The sequence below is a fragment of the Thalassotalea crassostreae genome (assembly GCF_001831495.1).
Classification (GTDB): Bacteria; Pseudomonadota; Gammaproteobacteria; order Enterobacterales; family Alteromonadaceae; genus Thalassotalea_A; species Thalassotalea_A crassostreae.
Map to the genome: position 1 here is coordinate 1,442,710 of NZ_CP017689.1, position 19,097 is coordinate 1,461,806.

Annotated in this window: 12 protein-coding genes; 8 read left to right on the forward strand and 4 right to left on the reverse strand. The window is 40.0% G+C overall.

What is annotated here, in order from left to right; genetic code table 11:
- Window positions 1-129 precede the first annotated feature (129 nt).
- Together ispE and lolB are read right to left on the reverse strand one after the other, a co-directional pair.
- Window positions 130-999: a 4-(cytidine 5'-diphospho)-2-C-methyl-D-erythritol kinase gene (gene ispE, locus LT090_RS06275; protein WP_068545095.1), complete on the reverse strand. Its 870-nt coding sequence runs from the start codon at window positions 997-999 to the stop codon at window positions 130-132.
- The gene (lolB, locus tag LT090_RS06280) at window positions 996-1,628 is read right to left on the reverse strand and encodes a lipoprotein insertase outer membrane protein LolB (RefSeq protein WP_068545096.1); all 633 of its coding nucleotides are present in this window, start codon (window positions 1,626-1,628) and stop codon (window positions 996-998) included. The genes ispE and lolB overlap by 4 nt, the downstream gene beginning before the upstream one ends.
- A gap of 218 nt (window positions 1,629-1,846) precedes the next feature.
- Here lolB and hemA point away from each other — a divergent pair, with 218 nt between their 5' ends.
- The 3 genes from hemA to prmC all read left to right on the forward strand — a co-directional run bounded on the left by hemA (window position 1,847) and on the right by prmC (window position 5,155).
- The gene (hemA, locus tag LT090_RS06285) at window positions 1,847-3,118 is read left to right on the forward strand and encodes a glutamyl-tRNA reductase (protein WP_068545097.1); all 1,272 of its coding nucleotides are present in this window, start codon (window positions 1,847-1,849) and stop codon (window positions 3,116-3,118) included.
- Between the two features lie 61 nt (window positions 3,119-3,179).
- Window positions 3,180-4,268 (forward strand): peptide chain release factor 1, encoded by a 1,089-nt coding sequence (prfA, locus tag LT090_RS06290; RefSeq protein ID WP_068545098.1) that lies wholly within the window; start codon window positions 3,180-3,182, stop codon window positions 4,266-4,268.
- 20 nt (window positions 4,269-4,288) lie between these two features.
- The gene (prmC, locus tag LT090_RS06295) at window positions 4,289-5,155 is read left to right on the forward strand and encodes a peptide chain release factor N(5)-glutamine methyltransferase (RefSeq protein WP_068545099.1); all 867 of its coding nucleotides are present in this window, start codon (window positions 4,289-4,291) and stop codon (window positions 5,153-5,155) included.
- A gap of 77 nt (window positions 5,156-5,232) precedes the next feature.
- Here the strand turns inward: prmC and LT090_RS06300 are convergent, their stop codons facing one another.
- Window positions 5,233-5,973, reverse strand: coding sequence for a YciK family oxidoreductase (locus tag LT090_RS06300; protein ID WP_068545100.1), 741 nt, complete (start codon window positions 5,971-5,973; stop codon window positions 5,233-5,235).
- 302 nt (window positions 5,974-6,275) lie between these two features.
- Here LT090_RS06300 and LT090_RS06305 point away from each other — a divergent pair, with 302 nt between their 5' ends.
- From LT090_RS06305 to tmpT, 3 genes are all read left to right on the forward strand, one after another.
- Complete coding sequence (locus LT090_RS06305) at window positions 6,276-8,645, forward strand: VolA/Pla-1 family phospholipase (RefSeq protein ID WP_068545101.1); 2,370 nt, start codon at window positions 6,276-6,278, stop codon at window positions 8,643-8,645.
- A gap of 154 nt (window positions 8,646-8,799) precedes the next feature.
- Window positions 8,800-9,843, forward strand: a complete 1,044-nt coding sequence (gene sohB / locus LT090_RS06310) for a protease SohB (RefSeq protein ID WP_068545102.1) — start codon at window positions 8,800-8,802, stop codon at window positions 9,841-9,843.
- A 54-nt stretch (window positions 9,844-9,897) separates the two neighbouring features.
- Window positions 9,898-10,569 carry a thiopurine S-methyltransferase gene (gene tmpT / locus LT090_RS06315; RefSeq protein ID WP_068545103.1) on the forward strand — a complete coding sequence of 224 codons (672 nt, stop codon included), beginning with the start codon at window positions 9,898-9,900 and terminating at the stop codon, window positions 10,567-10,569.
- Window positions 10,570-10,725: 156 nt separating this feature from the next.
- On the opposite strand, the gene LT090_RS06320 is transcribed toward tmpT, so the two are convergent.
- Complete coding sequence (locus LT090_RS06320) at window positions 10,726-12,060, reverse strand: dicarboxylate/amino acid:cation symporter (RefSeq protein ID WP_068545104.1); 1,335 nt, start codon at window positions 12,058-12,060, stop codon at window positions 10,726-10,728.
- A gap of 235 nt (window positions 12,061-12,295) precedes the next feature.
- Here LT090_RS06320 and LT090_RS06325 point away from each other — a divergent pair, with 235 nt between their 5' ends.
- Together LT090_RS06325 and topA are read left to right on the forward strand one after the other, a co-directional pair.
- Window positions 12,296-15,979: a beta strand repeat-containing protein gene (locus tag LT090_RS06325; protein ID WP_068545105.1), complete on the forward strand. Its 3,684-nt coding sequence runs from the start codon at window positions 12,296-12,298 to the stop codon at window positions 15,977-15,979.
- 417 nt (window positions 15,980-16,396) lie between these two features.
- Window positions 16,397-19,057: a type I DNA topoisomerase gene (gene topA / locus LT090_RS06330; protein WP_068545106.1), complete on the forward strand. Its 2,661-nt coding sequence runs from the start codon at window positions 16,397-16,399 to the stop codon at window positions 19,055-19,057.
- Window positions 19,058-19,097: the final 40 nt, after the last annotated feature.

Consider the following 19,097-nt stretch of genomic DNA (forward strand, 5'->3'; position numbering starts at 1 on the left):
AAACTGCGGTTAACTTGAATGAATCAGTTAATGCTGTGTGGGCTAACCTAGTGTTAGCAATTTCAATACAAATGCATTGATATAATTACCCTATTCAAATTTACCCTGGCTTAGTCTGATAACTTAGCTTTAGAGTTCATTTAGAATAGGTGATTGACTTAGACCTCGAGCAACAAAAGACTTTGTTCCTGTTGGTAACAGGTTTTGTACTTTTTCAGCATCTGCTTTATTGGCAAAAATTGAAAATACACAAGCACCGGTTCCGGTCAATCGCGATGGCGCGTATTCTAACAACCAAGCTATGGTCTTTTCAACCTCAGGGTAAGTTTTTCTAACGAGTTTTTCAAAATCATTACGGCATTGTTCGATGTTAATCTCATTTATCGCCAGTTTTGCAGTATTTCGAGGAAGTTCGGGATGTTGAAATATAGGGCCAGTAGCGATCGAACAATTTGGAATTGTTACTAAAAACCAAGGATTATCGACAGCTATCGGAGTTAAAAACTCGCCGACGCCTTCTGCAAAGGATGTTTTCCCACGCACAAATACCGGGACATCAGCGCCCAAGGCTAATCCCATTTCAGCCAGCCTATCAATGCTAAACTGCGTATTCCAAATCTTATTGAGCGCTAACAGGGTTGTAGCGGCATTTGACGAACCACCACCTAAACCTCCGCCCATTGGCAAACGTTTCACTAGCTCGATATCAACACCTTTAGAGGTGTTAGATTGCTGTTGTAGCATTTTTGCTGCTTTGACGATGAGGTTGCTGTCGTTATCTACGCCATCAATAGGTGTTAATAAGTTGACGTTGCTATCATTACGCAAGCGAAATCTTAAATCATCACCGAAGTCGAGAAACTGGAATACGGTTTGTAGTTCATGATAGCCATTGCTGCGACGTCCGGTGATATGCAAAAAACGATTGATTTTTGCAACTGAGGAGAAGTTATGAAATTTATACTCGTCGGTTGTATGCGTTAAATTGTTTGTATTCACTGATCAACATTCCATGAATGAATAGCCATTTTAATAGTTAAATCTCGATGTTTAATGGTGATTTTTTTAGCTAAACGAAATTTCTCAACTAAGGTGTAGCTAGCGTATTTTATATGCCAGTCTTTATCATTGTAATGGGCGACTAAATCCGTTGGCAAGTTGGTCGTTGGTGAAAACGTAATTAAGTCTGAATCCTGGGCTTTTAGACCTTTTAACCAATACATTAACTGTGTAACTGGTAATCCAACGCCTGTGACTGATTGTAATAACAGTTCTAGATCTTCATCGACATAAGTTCTGCCATCTACTTTTAAAGTATGTACACCGGCTTCAGAGGTTAGGGTAAGAACATTAACCCCTAGAAAAGTCGTTAGCGTAAGCTTGCTGTTATTTTTACCATGTTGCCAATACAAGTTCGCACTTTGTTTTTGGTCAGGTTCAATAAATGCAATTTTGCCCTTAATGGTCCAATATTCCAGTTTTGATAATTGTTCATTACGCTCTTTTTCAGCTTGATAAAGGGTATCATCAGGAATAGGGGTAGTCGGACAGCCAGCTAAAATTAGCAATGAGAAGTACAGGGCGAAAATGGAAACTTTGTTGCTGCTAATATTGATTTTGCTTCGCATTTAACGTGAAAACCTTATTTTTATTTTTAATTCTTGTGTAAGACGCTTTCAATCATTGGCCAATTTACGTAAAATTAAAAACTATATGTAATGAGTATTATGTTAAATATGATAAATATTTAACAAGTTAATACAAGTAATAGTTCAGTTCTTTAGTTAAACAAGTGTAATTAAAGTTAAATGAATGAACTAAGTTAACAGGCAGTTTATCTAAATTTATGTCAATTTTTGCAGTTGGAATTAACCATAAAACCGCGCCAGTTTCTGTGCGTGAGAAGGTGGCTTTTACTCCTGATAACTTAACCCACGCCTTACAAGAAATGCTTGAGCAATTAAATTGCAAAGAAGCAGCCATTCTTTCTACCTGTAATCGAACAGAGCTTTATTTTGTTCAAGATAAGCCGTTATCTGAAGTACAACAACATATCACTGGTTGGTTGGAAAATTATCATAATGTTCCTGCGAGTATGATTTCGCCAACGCTTTATTGGCATCATAACCAACAAGCGGTCAATCATATGATGCGCGTTGCGTGTGGCTTAGATTCACTTATTTTGGGTGAACCACAAATCTTAGGGCAAATGAAGCAGGCGTATTCACAGGCTAAAGCTGCGGGCTCAATGCAAATGGTGATGGAACGTTTGTTCCAGAGAACATTTGGCGTTGCTAAGCAAGTTCGAACAGAAACCGAAATAGGTACGAGTGCTGTATCGGTAGCGTTTGCGGCGGTGAGTTTAGCAAAACATATTTTCGCTAAATTAGAAAAGTCGAATGTCTTGCTTATTGGCGCAGGTGAAACCATAGAGTTGGTTGCCAAACATTTGTATGACAACAAAGTAGGTAAAATTACCGTCGCTAACCGAACCGTTGCTCGTGCTCAAGAAATGGCAACAAGTATTGGTGCGGACGTCATTACTCTAGCACAAATACCTGAGCATATTGGCAACGCTGATATCGTTATTAGTTCTACTGGCTCTACATTACCTATCATTGGTAAAGGTATGATTGAAAGTGCATTAGAGAAGCGTCGTCACCGACCAATATTTATGGTCGATATTGCCGTACCTCGTGATATTGAAGAACAAGTTGGCGAGCTTGAAGACGTATTTTTATATACCGTCGATGATTTGCAGGGTATTATTGCGCAAAATATGGAAAACCGTCGTAAGGCGGCAGAGCAGGCGGAAAAAATCGTTGGTAATCAAAGCGATGATTTTATGGCATGGCTACGAGGATTAAATACTCAAGATGCTGTTATTTCATATCGCAACCAATGCTTATCTAAGCGTGATGAACTGCTGTACAAAGCGAAACAACAGCTGGCTAATAATAAAGATCCTGAAGCAGTTCTAGCAGAAATGGCGACGAAATTAACGAATAATTTAATGCACGCACCGACGCGTGCTATTCAACAGGCTGCCCAAGGCGGCGAGCTTGATAAAATAATCTATCTTCACGATGTTTTTGATTTAGATAAGAAAGATAACTAGATTTAAACCGAGTAGTCGAAGAAACCAACTTAAAACCTAACCTTTTGGTGAAAATAATTAAATGAAAGATTCTGTATATCAAAAGCTTGAAATACTCGTAGAACGATTTGAAGAAGTACAAGCGCTATTGTCAGATCCCGATGTGATCGGTGACCAAGAAAAATTCAGAGCGTTGTCTAAAGAGTTTTCTCAATTGGAAAGCGTTACTAAAGTATTTGGCGATTACAAAGGCGCAGAAGATGACTTTGCTATGGCTCAGGAAATGTTAAAAGATGACGATCCTGATATGCGAGACATGGCACAAGAAGAGTTTAAAGAAGCAAAAGCGCAAATAGAAACTCTGTCACAAGAATTACAAATATTGTTACTACCGAAAGACCCTAATGACGATAACAACTGTTTTGTTGAAATTCGTGCCGGTGCTGGTGGTGATGAAGCGGCGATTTTTGCCGGTGATTTATATCGTATGTACAGCCGTTACGCTGAAAAACAAGGCTGGAAAACTGAAGTCATTACCATGAACGAAGGCGAGCATGGCGGCTATAAAGAAATCATTGTTAAAATTAACGGTGAAGGTGTTTATGGTCAAATGAAGTATGAAAGTGGCGGACATCGTGTACAGCGCGTACCTGAAACTGAATCTCAAGGCCGTGTTCATACCTCTGCTTGTACAGTTGTTGTTATGCCTGAGATCCCAGAATCTGAAGCGATTGAAATTAACAAAGCAGATTTAAAAATTGATACCTTCCGTGCATCGGGTGCTGGTGGTCAGCACGTTAACAAAACCGATTCTGCTATTCGTATTACTCATATTCCATCGGGTTTAGTCGTAGAGTGTCAGGATCAACGTTCACAACATAAAAACAGAGCGCAAGCGATGTCAGTTTTAGGGGCTCGTTTACAGCAACAAGAGGATGATAAACGTCGTAGTGAAGAAGAGTCTTCACGTCGTAGCCTTGTTGCATCAGGTGATCGTTCAGAACGTATTCGTACTTATAACTACCCTCAAGGTCGAATGTCAGATCATCGCATCAATTTAACGCTTTACCGCTTAAATGAAGTGATCGAAGGTAATTTACAGTTGGTACTAGAGCCGATTATGCAAGAGAACCAAGCTGATTTATTAGCTGCACTTGCTGAACAAAACTAAATTTAGACGTTTTAAACACTATGTCTGAATTAAATACCATAGAGCAGTTTTTAGCACACGCTAAAAACTGCTTTTTACGTTCTGAGAACTTAGATAAAGACGATGCAAAAATTGATGCCAGGGCGTTACTTTCTGCTGTTGTTGATAAACCACTAAGTTATTTATCTACCTGGCCTGAAAAGCACTTGAGCGCAGAACAAAGCGAATTGATGTTAAGTTTTATCGAACGCAGATTAAAAGGTGAGCCGGTCGCGTATATCACAGGAAAACGTGAATTTTGGTCATTAGAGTTTTTCGTAGCACCCTGTACATTAATTCCCCGCGCAGATACTGAAACCTTGGTAGAAGCGGTGTTAGACAATAATGCAGATGCTACCAATGACTTATCAGTATTAGATTTAGGCACAGGGACCGGGGCAATTGCGTTAGCGCTTGCCAGTGAACAACCACATTGGCAAATCGAAGCGTTGGATTTTAACGATGAGGCGGTGTTATTAGCAAACAATAATGCCAAACATCTGCAATTATCTCAGGTTAAGATTTATCAAAGTGATTGGTTTTCAGCCGTTGCTAAAGATAAACGCTTTGATGTAATCGTTTCTAATCCTCCTTATATCGATGAAAACGATACCCATTTAACTGAAGGTGATCTTCGTTTTGAGCCGAAATCGGCTTTAGTTGCGAACGGAAACGGCTTGTCAGATATTAAGCATATTATCGATATCAGTCGACAGCATTTAGCAGTAAATGGACAACTATACTTAGAACATGGTTTTGAACAACATCTGCAAGTGCAGCAATTATTATCGGATTACGGATTTAAGCAGATCCAAACATTCACTGACTTTGGTGGCAACCCTCGTATTACCATGGGCTATTTAACCTAGAAAGCATAAGTAGGGTCAGATCATACTTTATTTCGAAATAAAGTATGATCTGACCCTACTTATTTTAAAGCTTTGGATTACTGTTGGGCGTTAATGCGCTTTCCGTTTTCTCCGACGCTATCATCGCTCATTAAGTACAGATATAACGGCATGATTTCATCAGCTTCAGGCAATACTGTTTTGTCTTCAGCAGGGAAGGCGCTTGCTCGCATTTTAGTTTTTGTGCCGCCGGGGTTAATAGCGTTGCAACGTAAGCTTGAACCTTCATACTCATCGGCAATTAATTGCATCATGCCTTCGGTTGCAAATTTCGATACGCTATATGGGCCCCAAAATGCTCTACCTTTATTGCCAACTCCAGAGGTAGTAAATACTAATGAGGCAGCATCGCTCTGCACCATCGCGGGAATCAACGCTTGCGCTAACTGCATTTGTGCATTGACGTTTACCTGCATTACATCATCCCAGGTTTGTTGAGCAATTTGAGTAAATGGTGTTAATTCACCTAAGATAGACGCATTGAGCAATGCGCCATTTATTTGACCGAATTGGCTGATGATTGTGTTGACCATATCTTTATAGTTTTGTGCTGTCGCACCTTTCATATCAAGCGGTACAATTGCTGGTTCAGCGAAGCCTGCAGCGATGATTTCATCATACACTTGTTCAAGCTTTTCTACGGTTTTACCCAATAAGATCACAGTTGCACCGTATTTTGCGTAGTGAATCGCTGCGCTTTTACCTATACCGCTGCCGGCACCAGTGACGAGAATGGTTTTATTTGAGAGACAATTTTCTGGGGCTTGATATTTGAACATAGGGTTTTACTTTGAAAAATTAACTTAACGCTATTCTACCTTTTGCGACCGCCGGATTCGACTAAAAAATTTCATTTGTTAAAAATTTGTCAATGTAGAATGGTGATTTCGTTAATATTTTAAGGAAATTAAAATATAAGTAGAATTAAAGTTAATCTTGCGCTAACTTAGAAGAAAATACTACTGGTCTTATGAGTGCTTTTTGTACTTTCTTTGACTGGTGAAGTAAAACTAATTAAATACATTAATGCTGAAAAATAATAATAAATAGCATTTAGAAGTTTTCGTTTTGGGGAGAAAAAATGAATAAACTACTCGTTAGTCTGGCGGTTACCGCCACTTTAGGTCTTACAGCGTGTGATGACGAAACCATTGCAGATGTACAGGCCGAGAATAACAAGGCAGGTACTCAATCTACTGCGCCTTTATCAGCATCGCGCGTTACATTTGACCCATCAAACGGTTTGTTGTCCTACCCGAATGATTTATTATTCTCTCCGACGACTGCTAACACTGCAGATTTTACCTTAAACTTACCGGTTGATGATCCGACCGATTTATCAGATCCTTTAGTTGCGGCTAATGCCCTTGATGGTTGGTCAACTAACCAACCATTTGTTATTGGTTTTGATTTTGCTGACGGTGTTAGCCTTGACCCTTCTGCCGTATACAACAGTAATGCGGTTTCAGTATACGAAGTGGTTATGGGAGCGAACCTAGAAGACCCAGATTGTGCTGAAATTAATCCATCTCTAGTGTGTAAAACTGTTCGTCAATTGAATATTACTGAAGATTACTTTATTCAAGCATTAGGCGATGATTTAGCGTTTGTACCGTTAAAACCATTAAAACCAAAAACAACATATATCGTTGCATTAACTGATCGTCTAGAAGATACCAATGGTAATCAAATCTACCCATCTACAACTTATGATCTAATGCAAAACGATATCAATGCAAGTCCATTAGCAGATCCTGCACAACGTGGATTGCAAGCTATCATCAATAGTTATGAAAATGTTGCTGAAGAGTTTGGCATTCAACGTGAAAGCATCATCTACACAATGGCAATGACCACGCAATCAACTACTGATGTATTAGACGTTGCTAAAAAATTGATTGTAAGCGATTTAGCTGACCCGAGCACTGCACCGTACACTGGTGTTCAGTATATTGGTCAGTCTGCAGCAGATTTATTGGGTTTTGAAATTGTTGACGAAACGGATCCTCGTGTTATTTATACAGCGGCGAAAGTACACGTAGGTTCTGTTAATAACGTTCGTTACTACTCAGCAGTACCAACTGAAGCTAACCCTGCGGCACCGGTTAATACACCATGGAAAGCGAATTGTGATTCAGGTGCTATGTTGGCAGGCGCAGATCCGGCAATGATCCCAGAAGGGCCTATCAGTGCCAACGATGGGTTCTGTATGGCATTTGGTTTACGAGATATCGGTATTGATACCGACCGTAACCTAACTAAATTTAACCCAATTCCTGCATTGGTTGAACGTCAAAATCTTGACGTATTAATGACTACACCAGATATCAACGAGGTTAACAAGATTCGTGGCAAACAAGGTATGCCACTATTAGAAGTGCCTGAAAATGGCTGGCCGGTAGTGATGTACCAACACGGTATTACCCGCTCTAAAGAAGATATGTTGGCGATCACTGGTGCATTATCAATGGCTGGTTTTGCAACAGCTGCTATCGATCATCCATTACACGGTTCTCGTGGTTACGGTCCGATGAACGCAGTGGTTGATCCTGTAGCATATTTGAACTTAGGTTCATTACTTACTGGATTGAGTAATATGCGTCAAAGTATTACCGATACATTAGCATTTCGTATGGCATTAAATACGGTTATGGGTGTTGATGAAGGTATCAATGGCAATGAAGTGTACTACACTGGCCAATCACTTGGTTCAATTACTGGTGTTGCTTTCTTAGCAATGACGAATACCACTGTTGGTGACTCTATTCCTGGTGTTCCAGCTATAGCTATCGATCCTAAGTTTAAAGTTGATGCAGCGACATTATCAGTTCCTGGTGGCGGTATTGGTAACTTCCTTATGGAGTCTCCATCTTTTGGTCCATTAATCAAAGGTTTACTTGCGGCGTCTGGCTCTGAAGATTTCCGAAACTTTGCTGTAGCGTCTGGCTTTGGTGATGACTACACTGCTGCTTGGGTTGCTTTTGAAGAAGCGGGAATGGCTTCAGCATTTGATGGCTCCTTTGCACTGTTTACGTTTGCAACGCAATCTATTTTAGATTCTGCAGACCCGATTAACTTTGCAGGCACAGTTCAAAGCAATGGTTCAAATATCCTAGTTCATACTGTGGTAGGTAATGGTATGGATAACCTTGAAGATCAGATTATCCCGTCTAAAGCTGACGGCCAAGGTAACCAATTAGCTGGTTCTAATGCACTAATTTCATTATTAGGCTTACCAGTAATTTCAACTTATGTTGAAGATGAAAATGGTGTTTCAGCAGCAGTTAAGTTTGTTAATGGTAACCATGGTTCATTGCTTGACCCGTCACCACAACCTGAGTCAATTAATGAAGCGGCAGTGACGCAAGAAATGCAAACACAAATGGCAAACTACTTCATGTATAAAGGTACAAAAATTGAAGTAAATGATGCAGATTTAGTGTTGAAATAATTTGTTGCTAAATTATTGAATAAAAAGGAGGCTAACGCCTCCTTTTTTTATTCTATTCGTGTAAAATCGAAACATAATAATTTTACCCACACTTTTACCTGCGCTATCTAGTATGGAAAGTTTGGAAAGTTTTAACAGGTTTTAGGAGATTAACTTGGAATTTTTGTATGAATATGGCTTATTTTTCGCGAAAGCGATCACATTTGTAATCGCCATTATTGCCATTGTCGCAACAGTTGCAGGAGCAGCGCACAAGCAAAAGAATAAAAAAGGTGAGTTAGAAGTTACTGACTTATCAAAACAATTTGAAGACGTTGAACATGAATTGGTTGAACACCTGTTAACCAAAGATGAACTGAAAGTTCATGAAAAAGAATTAAAGAAACAAGAAAAAGCGGATGCTAAAGCACAAGCGAAAGCTGTGAAAGAGGGCACTTTAGAGACTAAACCTCGTTTATTCGTACTTGATTTTAAAGGCAGCATTGATGCAAAAGAAGTTGAAAGCTTAAGAGAAGAAGTATCTGCGGTATTAACGGTTGCAACGGCTGACGATGAAGTGCTTGTTCGTTTAGAGTCTGGCGGCGGTATGGTGCATGGTTATGGCCTAGCATCATCGCAGTTAGATCGTTTGCAAAAGCGCGGCATCCCGCTAACAGTTGCTGTAGATAAAGTAGCAGCAAGTGGTGGCTACATGATGGCCTGTGTTGCTGACAAAATAATCTCAGCGCCATTTGCTATTCTTGGCTCGATTGGCGTATTAGCGCAAATTCCTAACTTCCATAAATTGTTAAAGAAAAATAATATCGACTTTGAACAATTAACGGCTGGTGAATACAAACGTACGTTAACCATGTTCGGTGAAAACACCGACAAAGGTCGTGAAAAGTTTGTTGAAGAATTAGAAGAAACACATGTGTTATTTAAGGATTTCGTTGCTGAGCATCGTCCAAGCTTAGATATCGCTCAAGTTGCCACCGGTGAACATTGGTTTGGCATTAAAGCAAAAGAGCTTGGTTTAGTAGATGATATTCAAACCAGCGATGATTACATGCACCTAAGTGCTAAAGAAAAGAAAGTAGTTTCAATCAAATACGTTATTCGCAAGGGGTTATCAGAAAAACTCGGTAAAGCAGCGTCTATTGGCATCGAAAACACTATTGGTAAACTTTGGCAAAATAATCGTATTTTCCCAAGTTAAGCACTTTGTAGAGTGCTTTCTAGAGAACAAAAATAATCAGGAAGGCTAGATTCAATGGAGTCTACATTTTGGCATGAATGCTGGGAGAAATCCCACATCGGTTTTCATCAAGATGAATTACAACCTTTAATGGTAAAGTACCTTCCTGAGCTTATACGTCCATCGGATAAGCGTGTTTTCGTACCTCTGTGTGGCAAAAGTAGTGATTTATTGTTCTTAGCAGAGCGGTTCGACGTCGTTGGCAATGAGCTTAGCGACATTGCCTGTCAGGACTTTTTTGCTGATAATAATCTAAGCGTTGAAGTATCTTTTGAAAAAGCATTTAAATGCTATCAATCAGCGCCACATCAAAATCCTCATAAGCACAACATAAGCATCTATCAAGGTGACTTCTTCGAGCTTTGTCCTCAACAATTAGCTTCGTTTGATTGGATCTATGATCGAGCTGCCATTATTGCGTTGCCTAAGGCTATGCGTAAGCGCTATGTTGACCACTTAAAGAGTTTTATCGGCAATGATACCAGATTATTCTTATTGACTCTTGAATACCCCGTTGATGAACTCACAGGTCCACCATTTTCGGTGACAGGTGCTGAAATTAATGAACTTTTTGCGGAGTTCTCAATTGAAAAGGTAACACAACGAAATCTCTCAGGACAAAAATTTGCCCGTCGAAATTTAAACGTCAGTTCGTTGATTGAATCGTTATTTGTGATAAAGAGATAGATTGATAAAGCGCTAGCTCAAAATAGGTGAGTTAACAAAAACAAACTAGTTAAAACTAGACAATAAAAAAGGTCGCGATTGCGACCTTTTTAGTGTTTTAGGAATACCTGAGTGTAGACCTAAACTTCTGCTTAGCTCTACACCTAATTCAGGCTACTAATCTTTCAAATGGTGGAAGTCGATACGGTCTCGACTAGTATCATCTGCAGAATTATAGATGGTTTCATCAAATTGACCTTCTGATTTACCAACAACTAATGTCACCATCGAGTCACCAGTAATGTTTACCGCTGTCCGAACCATATCGAGTAATCGGTCAACACCAATAATTAAACCAATACCTTCTACTGGTAGGCCAACTTGTGCAAGTACCATGGCAAGCATGATTAAACCAACCCCTGGTACACCGGCGGTTCCGATAGACGCTAAAGTAGCAGTTAGGATAACCATTAAGAAGTCAGTGATAGTCAAATCAACGTTAAATACTTGGGCAATAAACACCGTCGCCACACCTTGCATGATCGCAGTTCCATCCATATTGATGGTTGCGCCCATAGGAACAGTAAATGAGGCAATTGAATTGTGAACACCCAATTTTTTCGTTGCTGTATTCATCGTTGAAGGAATTGTTGCGTTTGAACTTGCCGTTGAGAATGCAAATAACGCTGTTGTACGCATTTTCTTAATAAAGATAATCGGGTTTAAACCGGTTAATACTTTAAGAATTACAGGGTAAGTAACTAATGCATGCACAACAAGAACGCCAAAGACAACGAAGAAGTATTTTATTAAGCTACCAAAGTCGGACAATGATAAGTCAACAAATAATGTCGTCATCAAGCAGAATACGCCGTATGGTGCTAAGTTCATTAAGATAACAACGAGACGCATAATTACTTCGTTAAAATCTTCAAACTGCTTAGCAATGCGCTCACCTGCGTCACCTGCTAGTGCAATAGCGATACCGAATAACAAGGCGAATACGATAATTTGCAACATATTACCTTTGGCAAATGCATCAAAAGGGTTGCTTGGGAACATGTCGATAATAACTTGTGTTAACGATGGTGCTTCAGTTGCAGCAAAGGTTGTACCTGCTGCCATATTAACTCCTTCACCTGGGTTGAATAATAAGCCTGCGCCAATGGCAATGGTAATTGCGATTGCTGTGGTCAATAGATATAAAGCGATAGCGCGACCACCAATGCGGCCGAGTTTTGAGGTATCTGTTAGGGAGCAAGTTCCGCAGATTATTGAAACGAAGACGAGAGGGACAACAAGCATTTTCAAACTGGTCACAAATATTTGACCACCAATCTCAAATAAACCGTCAACGAAAAAGCCTCTTACGGCAAAATCAAAGAATCCTAATGGGATAAGTAAATCACCATTGGTCGGTAACAACCACTGGAAAATCCAGCCAAGAGAAATACCGGCAAGCATGCCGATAACTATTCGGCGAGTTAAACTATTCGCGCTTTCTTTATTCATAATAACCACTTTGTTAGTTGAAATAGATTTAATACTACTATGACGATAACTGCTAAGACGTTCAATGTTAACAGTTTGTTAATTAGAATGTGTAGTTTTAAGCATAGTACTCATTATTGTCTATTTAAATCACTTAGGACTATGTTTTTTTTGTGCTAAAGGGTAACTATTTTGTAATTAATCGGTTAAGATGAGTTTAGTCATAATAAAAATAAACTCAGGGAGAGCGCTTTTTATGAAGCAATTCCAGCAATTTTTCTACCTTCTAATTTTCACGTTTTTGTTGTCTGCATGTGGTGACGGTGATCCAATAGGCGGCGAAGAAAACATCGATCCGGGTGAAAATCCAACCGACATCATAACAGTTGTTAATGTTAGTATTAATAATACTTTTGTTGATGTATCCAATCCAGCTGAGGTTGTGGCCAAAGTTACTACCGACGGAAAACCAGTAAGTGGTATTGTCGTTTCTTTCGAATCTGATCTTGGCGCATTTGCATCTGAATCTCCTACAGCATTAACTAATGATAACGGATTTGCGACTATTACTTTGACAGCTGGCGCTGTACAAGGCGCAGGTACAGTTACTGCTTCAATTGATTCAGGTGAATCTGGTACCGTTGGGTTCGAAACTGCCGGTGACGGTGTCGACCCTAATGACATTGATGGCACAGGTAATGATGCTCAATTTATTGTTGAAGTGACGCTTTCTGATTCCCATGTAACAGCAGCTGCTCCGGTAACTGTTACGGCGACATTGAGTGATTTAGTAAACAATGATGTCGCAGGTAAAGTTATGACATTTACCACAGATGTGGGAAGTTTATCTCCAAAATCTGGTAAAACCTTAACTAACGATCAAGGTCAAGCAACAATTCAATTAAATGCTGGCGATGTAAAATCTGCGGGCACAATCAGAGCAACAACGCCTAACGGAATCTACGGTGAAGTAAGTTTTTCATCGGAAGGTGATGGCCAAGAATTAGCTGGCAAGCAAGTTACGGTGAGTATCTCTAATCAAAATGTTAGTGCAAGTTCTCCAGCATCTATTATGGTAAATGTTACTGATGAAGATGGTAATGTTGCTGGTGAAGTTGTTAACTTTTCAACCACTTTAGGCGTTTTAGACCCAGCCTCAGGTTCGAGATTAACGGACGCATTTGGTAATGCAACAATAACACTTAATGCGGGTACTATCGAAGGTGCTGGTATTGTTACGGCTGCTTTATCGAGCGGCGAATTTGACTCTGTAGGATTTAGTACTCTTGGCGATGCATTGCCAGTAGTAGGAAATAAAGTCACGTTAACCTTATCAAACACTTTATTAGACAGTACAAATAACTCTACTTTAATTGCCACAGTTGTTGACAGTGATAATAATCCTGTTGTTGGTGAAATTGTAAACTTTGCAGCAACATTAGGTCACCTTAACCCTGAGTCAGGCACAGCCTTAACGGATGGCTCTGGTGTTGCTACGATTGTACTTACAGCGGGCCAAAATGCAGGTGCTGGTGTAGCAAGTGCAACCATAGATAGTGGTTCTACTGCGCGTGTAAATTTCCAAACCGCTGGGGATGAAACAGCAGGCGGCGAAATTATTACGTTATCAATTTCAAATACCGCACTTGATAACCTTAATTCTGCTATTTTAACAGCGAATATTGTCAATGATGATGGACCAGTAGTTGGCGAAGTCGTTTCTTTCTCGAGTACATTAGGTTTCTTAGATCCAAAAAGTGGCACAGCACTAACCGATAGTAATGGTGATGCGACAATTATATTAACAGCCGGTAGCGTTGAAGGTGCGGGTCTTGTAACTGCGACAAGCATGAGTGGTGAAAAAGCGACAATCGGCTTTGTTACAGCAGGTGACCAAGCGGATGGTATTAGTGTTCAGGTCAACTTGGTCGATCCAAATACAGGCAATGATATAACTGTTATTAATGCAACTACTCCAGGTCGCTTGATTGCTACAGTCTTTGGAATTGATTCTCCAACCATTGTTACATTCACAACCGATATCGGTGAAATTCCAGTTCCTACCGCAATTACAGATGGTGCGAACCAGGCATTTGTTGATATATATTCCGGTAACGATTTAGGTGCGGGCACGGTTACTGCAACTTTAAAGGATGGAGAGTCTGGCGAAAAACTATTAGTAGTTGGAGCTAATAACTTAAGTATGGTTAACGTTACAGGCCCTGTAGGTTCAATTTCAGCAGGCGGAACAGCCGTTATCTCTGTTGATATTGTTGATGAAAATGGTGCGCCATATACTTTACCAGTCGAAGTTAACTTTAGCTCAAGTTGTGTATTGTCGGGGGATGCAACGTTAAATAGCCCGGTTACAACAAATAATGGTACAGCTTCAAGTACCTATTTGGCTAAAGGTTGTATCAATGATGATTTAATAAACATTACAGCAAATGCAGGTGGTTTAAACCTAGCAGAAGATTTAATAGTAAATGTACTGCGCGCTGATGTCGGAAGTATTGAGTTTATAAATGTTGCTCCTGAAACTATAGCTTTAAAAGGCGTCGGTGGATTGGAAACTGCTGCTGTTCAATTTAGAGTATTGGATAAATTTGGTGATCCTGTTGAAGGTGCGGATGTTGATTTTGAATTAAATACAACAACCGGCGGTGTCAATTTAGAGCAAATGTCAGCAACTACTGGTGAAGGTGGCATAGTAACAGCAATAGTAAATTCTGGAACCATTGCCACACCAGTGCGTGTTACTGCCAGCATTAACGGTTCTTTACCGTTAATATCTTCACAGTCAAGTCTACTAGTTATATCGACAGGTATTCCAGACCAAGATAGTTTCACTTTAACAGCTTCAGAGTATAACCCTGAAGGTTGGGATGTCTTTGGCACTCAAGTAATTGTTACTGCAAGACTTTCTGATGCATTCAATAACCCTGTACCAGATGGTACCGCTGTATCTTTTACAACAGAAGGTGGATCAATTGAACCTTCATGTGTAACTGCAAATGGGGAGTGTAATGTAATTTGGACAAGCCAAAATCCACGCCCGCAAGGTCCAGAATTCACTGACCCTGATAATCTTCCGCCAAATAGTGAACCGAAGGTAATCAATCCAATTGATCTTGAACTAGGTCGAATGGTCGGTGGTCGTGCAACTGTTCTTGCGACAGCTATTGGCGAGGAATCATTTGCTGATTCAAATGGTAATGGATTATTTGACCTTGGTGACGAAGTTACTAATTTCAATAATGGTGTGGATGTTTCGGGTCGTCCATATGATTTGCCTGAAGCATTTGTTGATCATAATGAAGACGGTATCTTTGATACGTCGGTTGAAGGCGCGGCTAACGAAGAGTTTTTCGATTTTGATAATGAAGGTGATTACGATATAGCAGATAGTAAATATAACGGAAGCTTATGTTCTGATGGTCGTAGACCCGAATTTGCCGATAATTCTGCCAACTGTTCTGATGTAAAATCAATTAATATCAGAGAACAAATCGTGATCGTGATGTCGGGCAGTAACGCTCAATTAGCACCAAACGGTACTGGTAATGCAATCGATTTAGATCCGGACTTTACTCCAGATCCATTATTGGATGAAACAACAGTATACATAGTTGGTGAAAATACTGGTTGGGCGAGTGTTATTATTAGTGATTTACATAACCAGCCTATGCCTAAAGGCACTATCATTGAATTTACGGCGACAGCAGGTAGCATTGTTGGACCAGATACATTTGAATGGCCAAATGATAATCACAACGGTGGTAGATCGTTTAGTGTTTCAATTGAAGGTGAAGATGAACCTAAAACGGGTAGCTTGCTTATTCAAGTAACAACGCCAGCAGGCTTCACTAACGTATTCTCACCTATTGATATAGTTATTGGAGCAGTTCCTGAAGAGGAAGAAGTTGTTCCTGCGCCATAATTTGATACGCGTTTACATTTAAAGAAAGCCTCGCAAGAGGCTTTTTTATTTTCTGCGGTTCAACGTTTGTAACAATGCATCTGAGTTTTAACTCATTTTGCATATTCACCGTTGTTATAATTTTTGAACCAAATCTGTATGTTTGTTGTACAGAATTGCGTCGACAATCAAAAATATTGAAATTTTTCTTTAAGTTATCGATACATTTTGATTATGATGGCAACAATTATTTCGTTGAATTTTAGATAAATTTATCTCGATATTAAAAATAATTGCTTGTCACTGGTAAATTTTACATATATACCTAATAGCAATTGGCTTTTTTTAATTCAGCCAAAAATAGAATTATTTCTTATATAAGTGGCGTACTTAATTTGTGCGAGCAACTTCAACCTGACAACAGGAAAGTATAGGTTCATGGCAAAATCTCTGGTAATTGTCGAGTCGCCGGCTAAAGCGAAGACGATTAACAAATATCTCGGCAAAGACTACATTGTTAAATCAAGTGTTGGTCATGTCCGCGATCTTCCGCATTCCGGAGCTGGCAAAAAAGCTCCGACGAAATCTCCTGCCGAAGTACGTAAAATGACTCCGGAACAAAAAGCAAAATATAAAGCGAAACGTGAAAAGGTCGCTTTGTATGCTCGTATGGGGATTAATCCAGAAAAAGACTGGGCTGCAACTTACGCAGTATTGCCCGGTAAAGAAAAAGTAGTCGATGAACTTAAAAAACTTGCAGACAAAGCCGACACTGTCTATCTCGCAACCGATTTGGATAGAGAGGGAGAGGCGATTGCATGGCACTTAAAAGAGATTATTGGTGGTGATGACGACAGATTCAAACGAGTAGTCTTCAACGAAATCACCGAAAATGCTATCCAGGAAGCGTTTAAAGAGCCTGGCGAACTAAATATGAACGGAGTTAACGCTCAGCAAGCAAGACGCTTTCTAGACCGTGTTGTGGGCTTCATGGTAAGCCCTCTATTATGGAAGAAAGTTGCTCGTGGTTTATCAGCGGGTCGTGTTCAGTCTGTTGCTGTTAAGTTGGTTGTTGAACGTGAACGTGAAATCAAAGCGTTTATTCCGGAAGAGTTTTGGGAAGTAAGTGCTGATACATTGACAGCCAGTGAACATCCGCTAGCGCTTAATGTGACAAAACAAAATGGCAAAAACTTCAGACCTAACAATGAAGCCGATACCATGGCAGCGGTTTCGACATTAGAAAACGCAAGTTATGTCGTTAGTAAGCGTGAAGATAAGCCGTCAAAAAGTACGCCGTCTGCACCGTTTATCACATCAACATTACAACAATCGGCAAGTACACGATTAGGTTTTGGCGTAAAAAGAACTATGGGCTTAGCTCAACGTTTGTATGAAGCCGGTCATATTACCTATATGCGTACCGATTCTACCAACCTTTCCAAAGAAGCGGTTGATAATTGTCGTCAGTATATCCAAGATAATTTTGGTCAAAATTACTTACCTGAAAAAGCTAAGTTATATGGTGCGAAAGCGAATGCACAAGAGGCCCATGAAGCGATACGTCCATCAGATGTAAAGAAAGAAGCAGCCTTATTGCTTGATATGGAAGCTGATGCTCGTAAACTTTATGATTTGATTTGGCGCCAATTCGTTGCCTGTCAAATGACAGCTGCCCGTTATGACTTAACCACTCTTACTGTTACTGCTGCAGAGTTTGATTTAAAAGCGAAAGGTCGAGTAATGCAGTTTGACGGTTGGACAAAAGTTCATTCTCGTCCAGGTAAGAGCGCAAGCGACAACGATACTCATTTACCAGATTTAAACGTTGGCGATAGTCTTACGTTAAAACAACTTGAACCTACACAAAACTTTACTAAGCCACCTGCGCGTTTTGGTGAAGCTTCATTGGTTAAAGAATTAGAGAAACGTTCAATTGGGCGTCCATCGACTTACGCTTCGATTATTTCTACGATTCAAGATCGTGGTTATTGTCGAATTGAAAATAAACGCTTTTACGCTGAGAAAATGGGTGAAATCGTAACGGATAGTTTATCTGGAAGTTTTAAAAACTTGATGAGCTATGACTTCACCGCAAGAATGGAAGAGGAGCTCGACCAGATAGCGGAAGCGAAGTCATACTGGAAAGAAGTATTAACTGAATTCTATAAAAACTTTACTAAGCAGTTGCAACAAGCTGATATGGCTACCGAAGAAGGTGGTATGCAGCAAAACTTGCCGGTAATAATTAAAGAGATCGAGTGTCCTAAGTGTGATCGTGAGATGGGTATTCGTACCGCGTCTACTGGTGTGTTCTTAGGATGTTCTGGCTATGCATTACCGCCAAAAGAACGTTGTACACAAACAATGAACCTGACACCAGGTGAAGAAGCGGTAAGTGTTTTAAGTGAAAACGCAGAAACAGAAGCACTTATGGCAATGAAACGTTGTGGCAAATGTGGCACGGCGATGGATAGTTATCTGATTGATGAGACTCGTAAGTTGCATGTGTGTGGTAATAACCCTGTGTGTGACGGTCACGAGCTGGAGAAGGGCGAATTCAAGATTAAGGGTTATGATGGTCCTATTCTAGAGTGTGATCGCTGTGAAGCTGACATGGAGCTTAAGAACGGTCGTTTCGGTAAATATTTCGATTGTACTAACGATGATTGTAAAAATACTCGCAAGTTACTTGCTAACGGTGAAGCTGCTCCTCCTAAAGAAGATCCAGTTGACTTACCTGAGCTTAAGTGTGAGAAATCAGATGCATTCTTCAAACTTAGAGATGGCGCTGCCGGTATATTCCTAGCAGCAAGTACATTCCCTAAGTCGAGAGAAACACGTGCGCCTAAAGTTGCTGAGTTACACCGTTTTAGGGATAGAATTTCTGAGAAGTTTTATTACTTAGCGGATGCGCCACAAAAAGATAAAGACGGCAATCTTGCTGTTGTTCGATATTCACGTAAAACCAAAGAGCAATACGTGATGACTGAAGTCGACGGAAAAGCGACTGGCTGGGTTGCTAAATACGTAGACGGCAAATGGGTCGAAGAGCAAACTAAAAAGAAAGCTGTAAAGAAGAAAGCCGCAAAAAAATAAAATTGCCGCATTAAATTCTTGAAAAATATTATAAAACACC

What these genes read in the sequence shown, in the direction of transcription:
- LT090_RS06320 (WP_068545104.1), bottom strand. Translation starts at nt 12,060, where the DNA reads ATGAATAAAGAAAGCGCGAATAGTTTAACTCGCCGAATAGTTATCGGC.
- LT090_RS06300 (WP_068545100.1), bottom strand. Translation starts at nt 5,973, where the DNA reads ATGTTCAAATATCAAGCCCCAGAAAATTGTCTCTCAAATAAAACCATT.
- LT090_RS06305 (WP_068545101.1), top strand. Translation starts at nt 6,276, where the DNA reads ATGAATAAACTACTCGTTAGTCTGGCGGTTACCGCCACTTTAGGTCTT.
- lolB (WP_068545096.1), bottom strand. Translation starts at nt 1,628, where the DNA reads ATGCGAAGCAAAATCAATATTAGCAGCAACAAAGTTTCCATTTTCGCC.
- prfA (WP_068545098.1), top strand. Translation starts at nt 3,180, where the DNA reads ATGAAAGATTCTGTATATCAAAAGCTTGAAATACTCGTAGAACGATTT.
- prmC (WP_068545099.1), top strand. Translation starts at nt 4,289, where the DNA reads ATGTCTGAATTAAATACCATAGAGCAGTTTTTAGCACACGCTAAAAAC.
- hemA (WP_068545097.1), top strand. Translation starts at nt 1,847, where the DNA reads ATGTCAATTTTTGCAGTTGGAATTAACCATAAAACCGCGCCAGTTTCT.
- tmpT (WP_068545103.1), top strand. Translation starts at nt 9,898, where the DNA reads ATGGAGTCTACATTTTGGCATGAATGCTGGGAGAAATCCCACATCGGT.
- LT090_RS06325 (WP_068545105.1), top strand. Translation starts at nt 12,296, where the DNA reads ATGAAGCAATTCCAGCAATTTTTCTACCTTCTAATTTTCACGTTTTTG.
- topA (WP_068545106.1), top strand. Translation starts at nt 16,397, where the DNA reads ATGGCAAAATCTCTGGTAATTGTCGAGTCGCCGGCTAAAGCGAAGACG.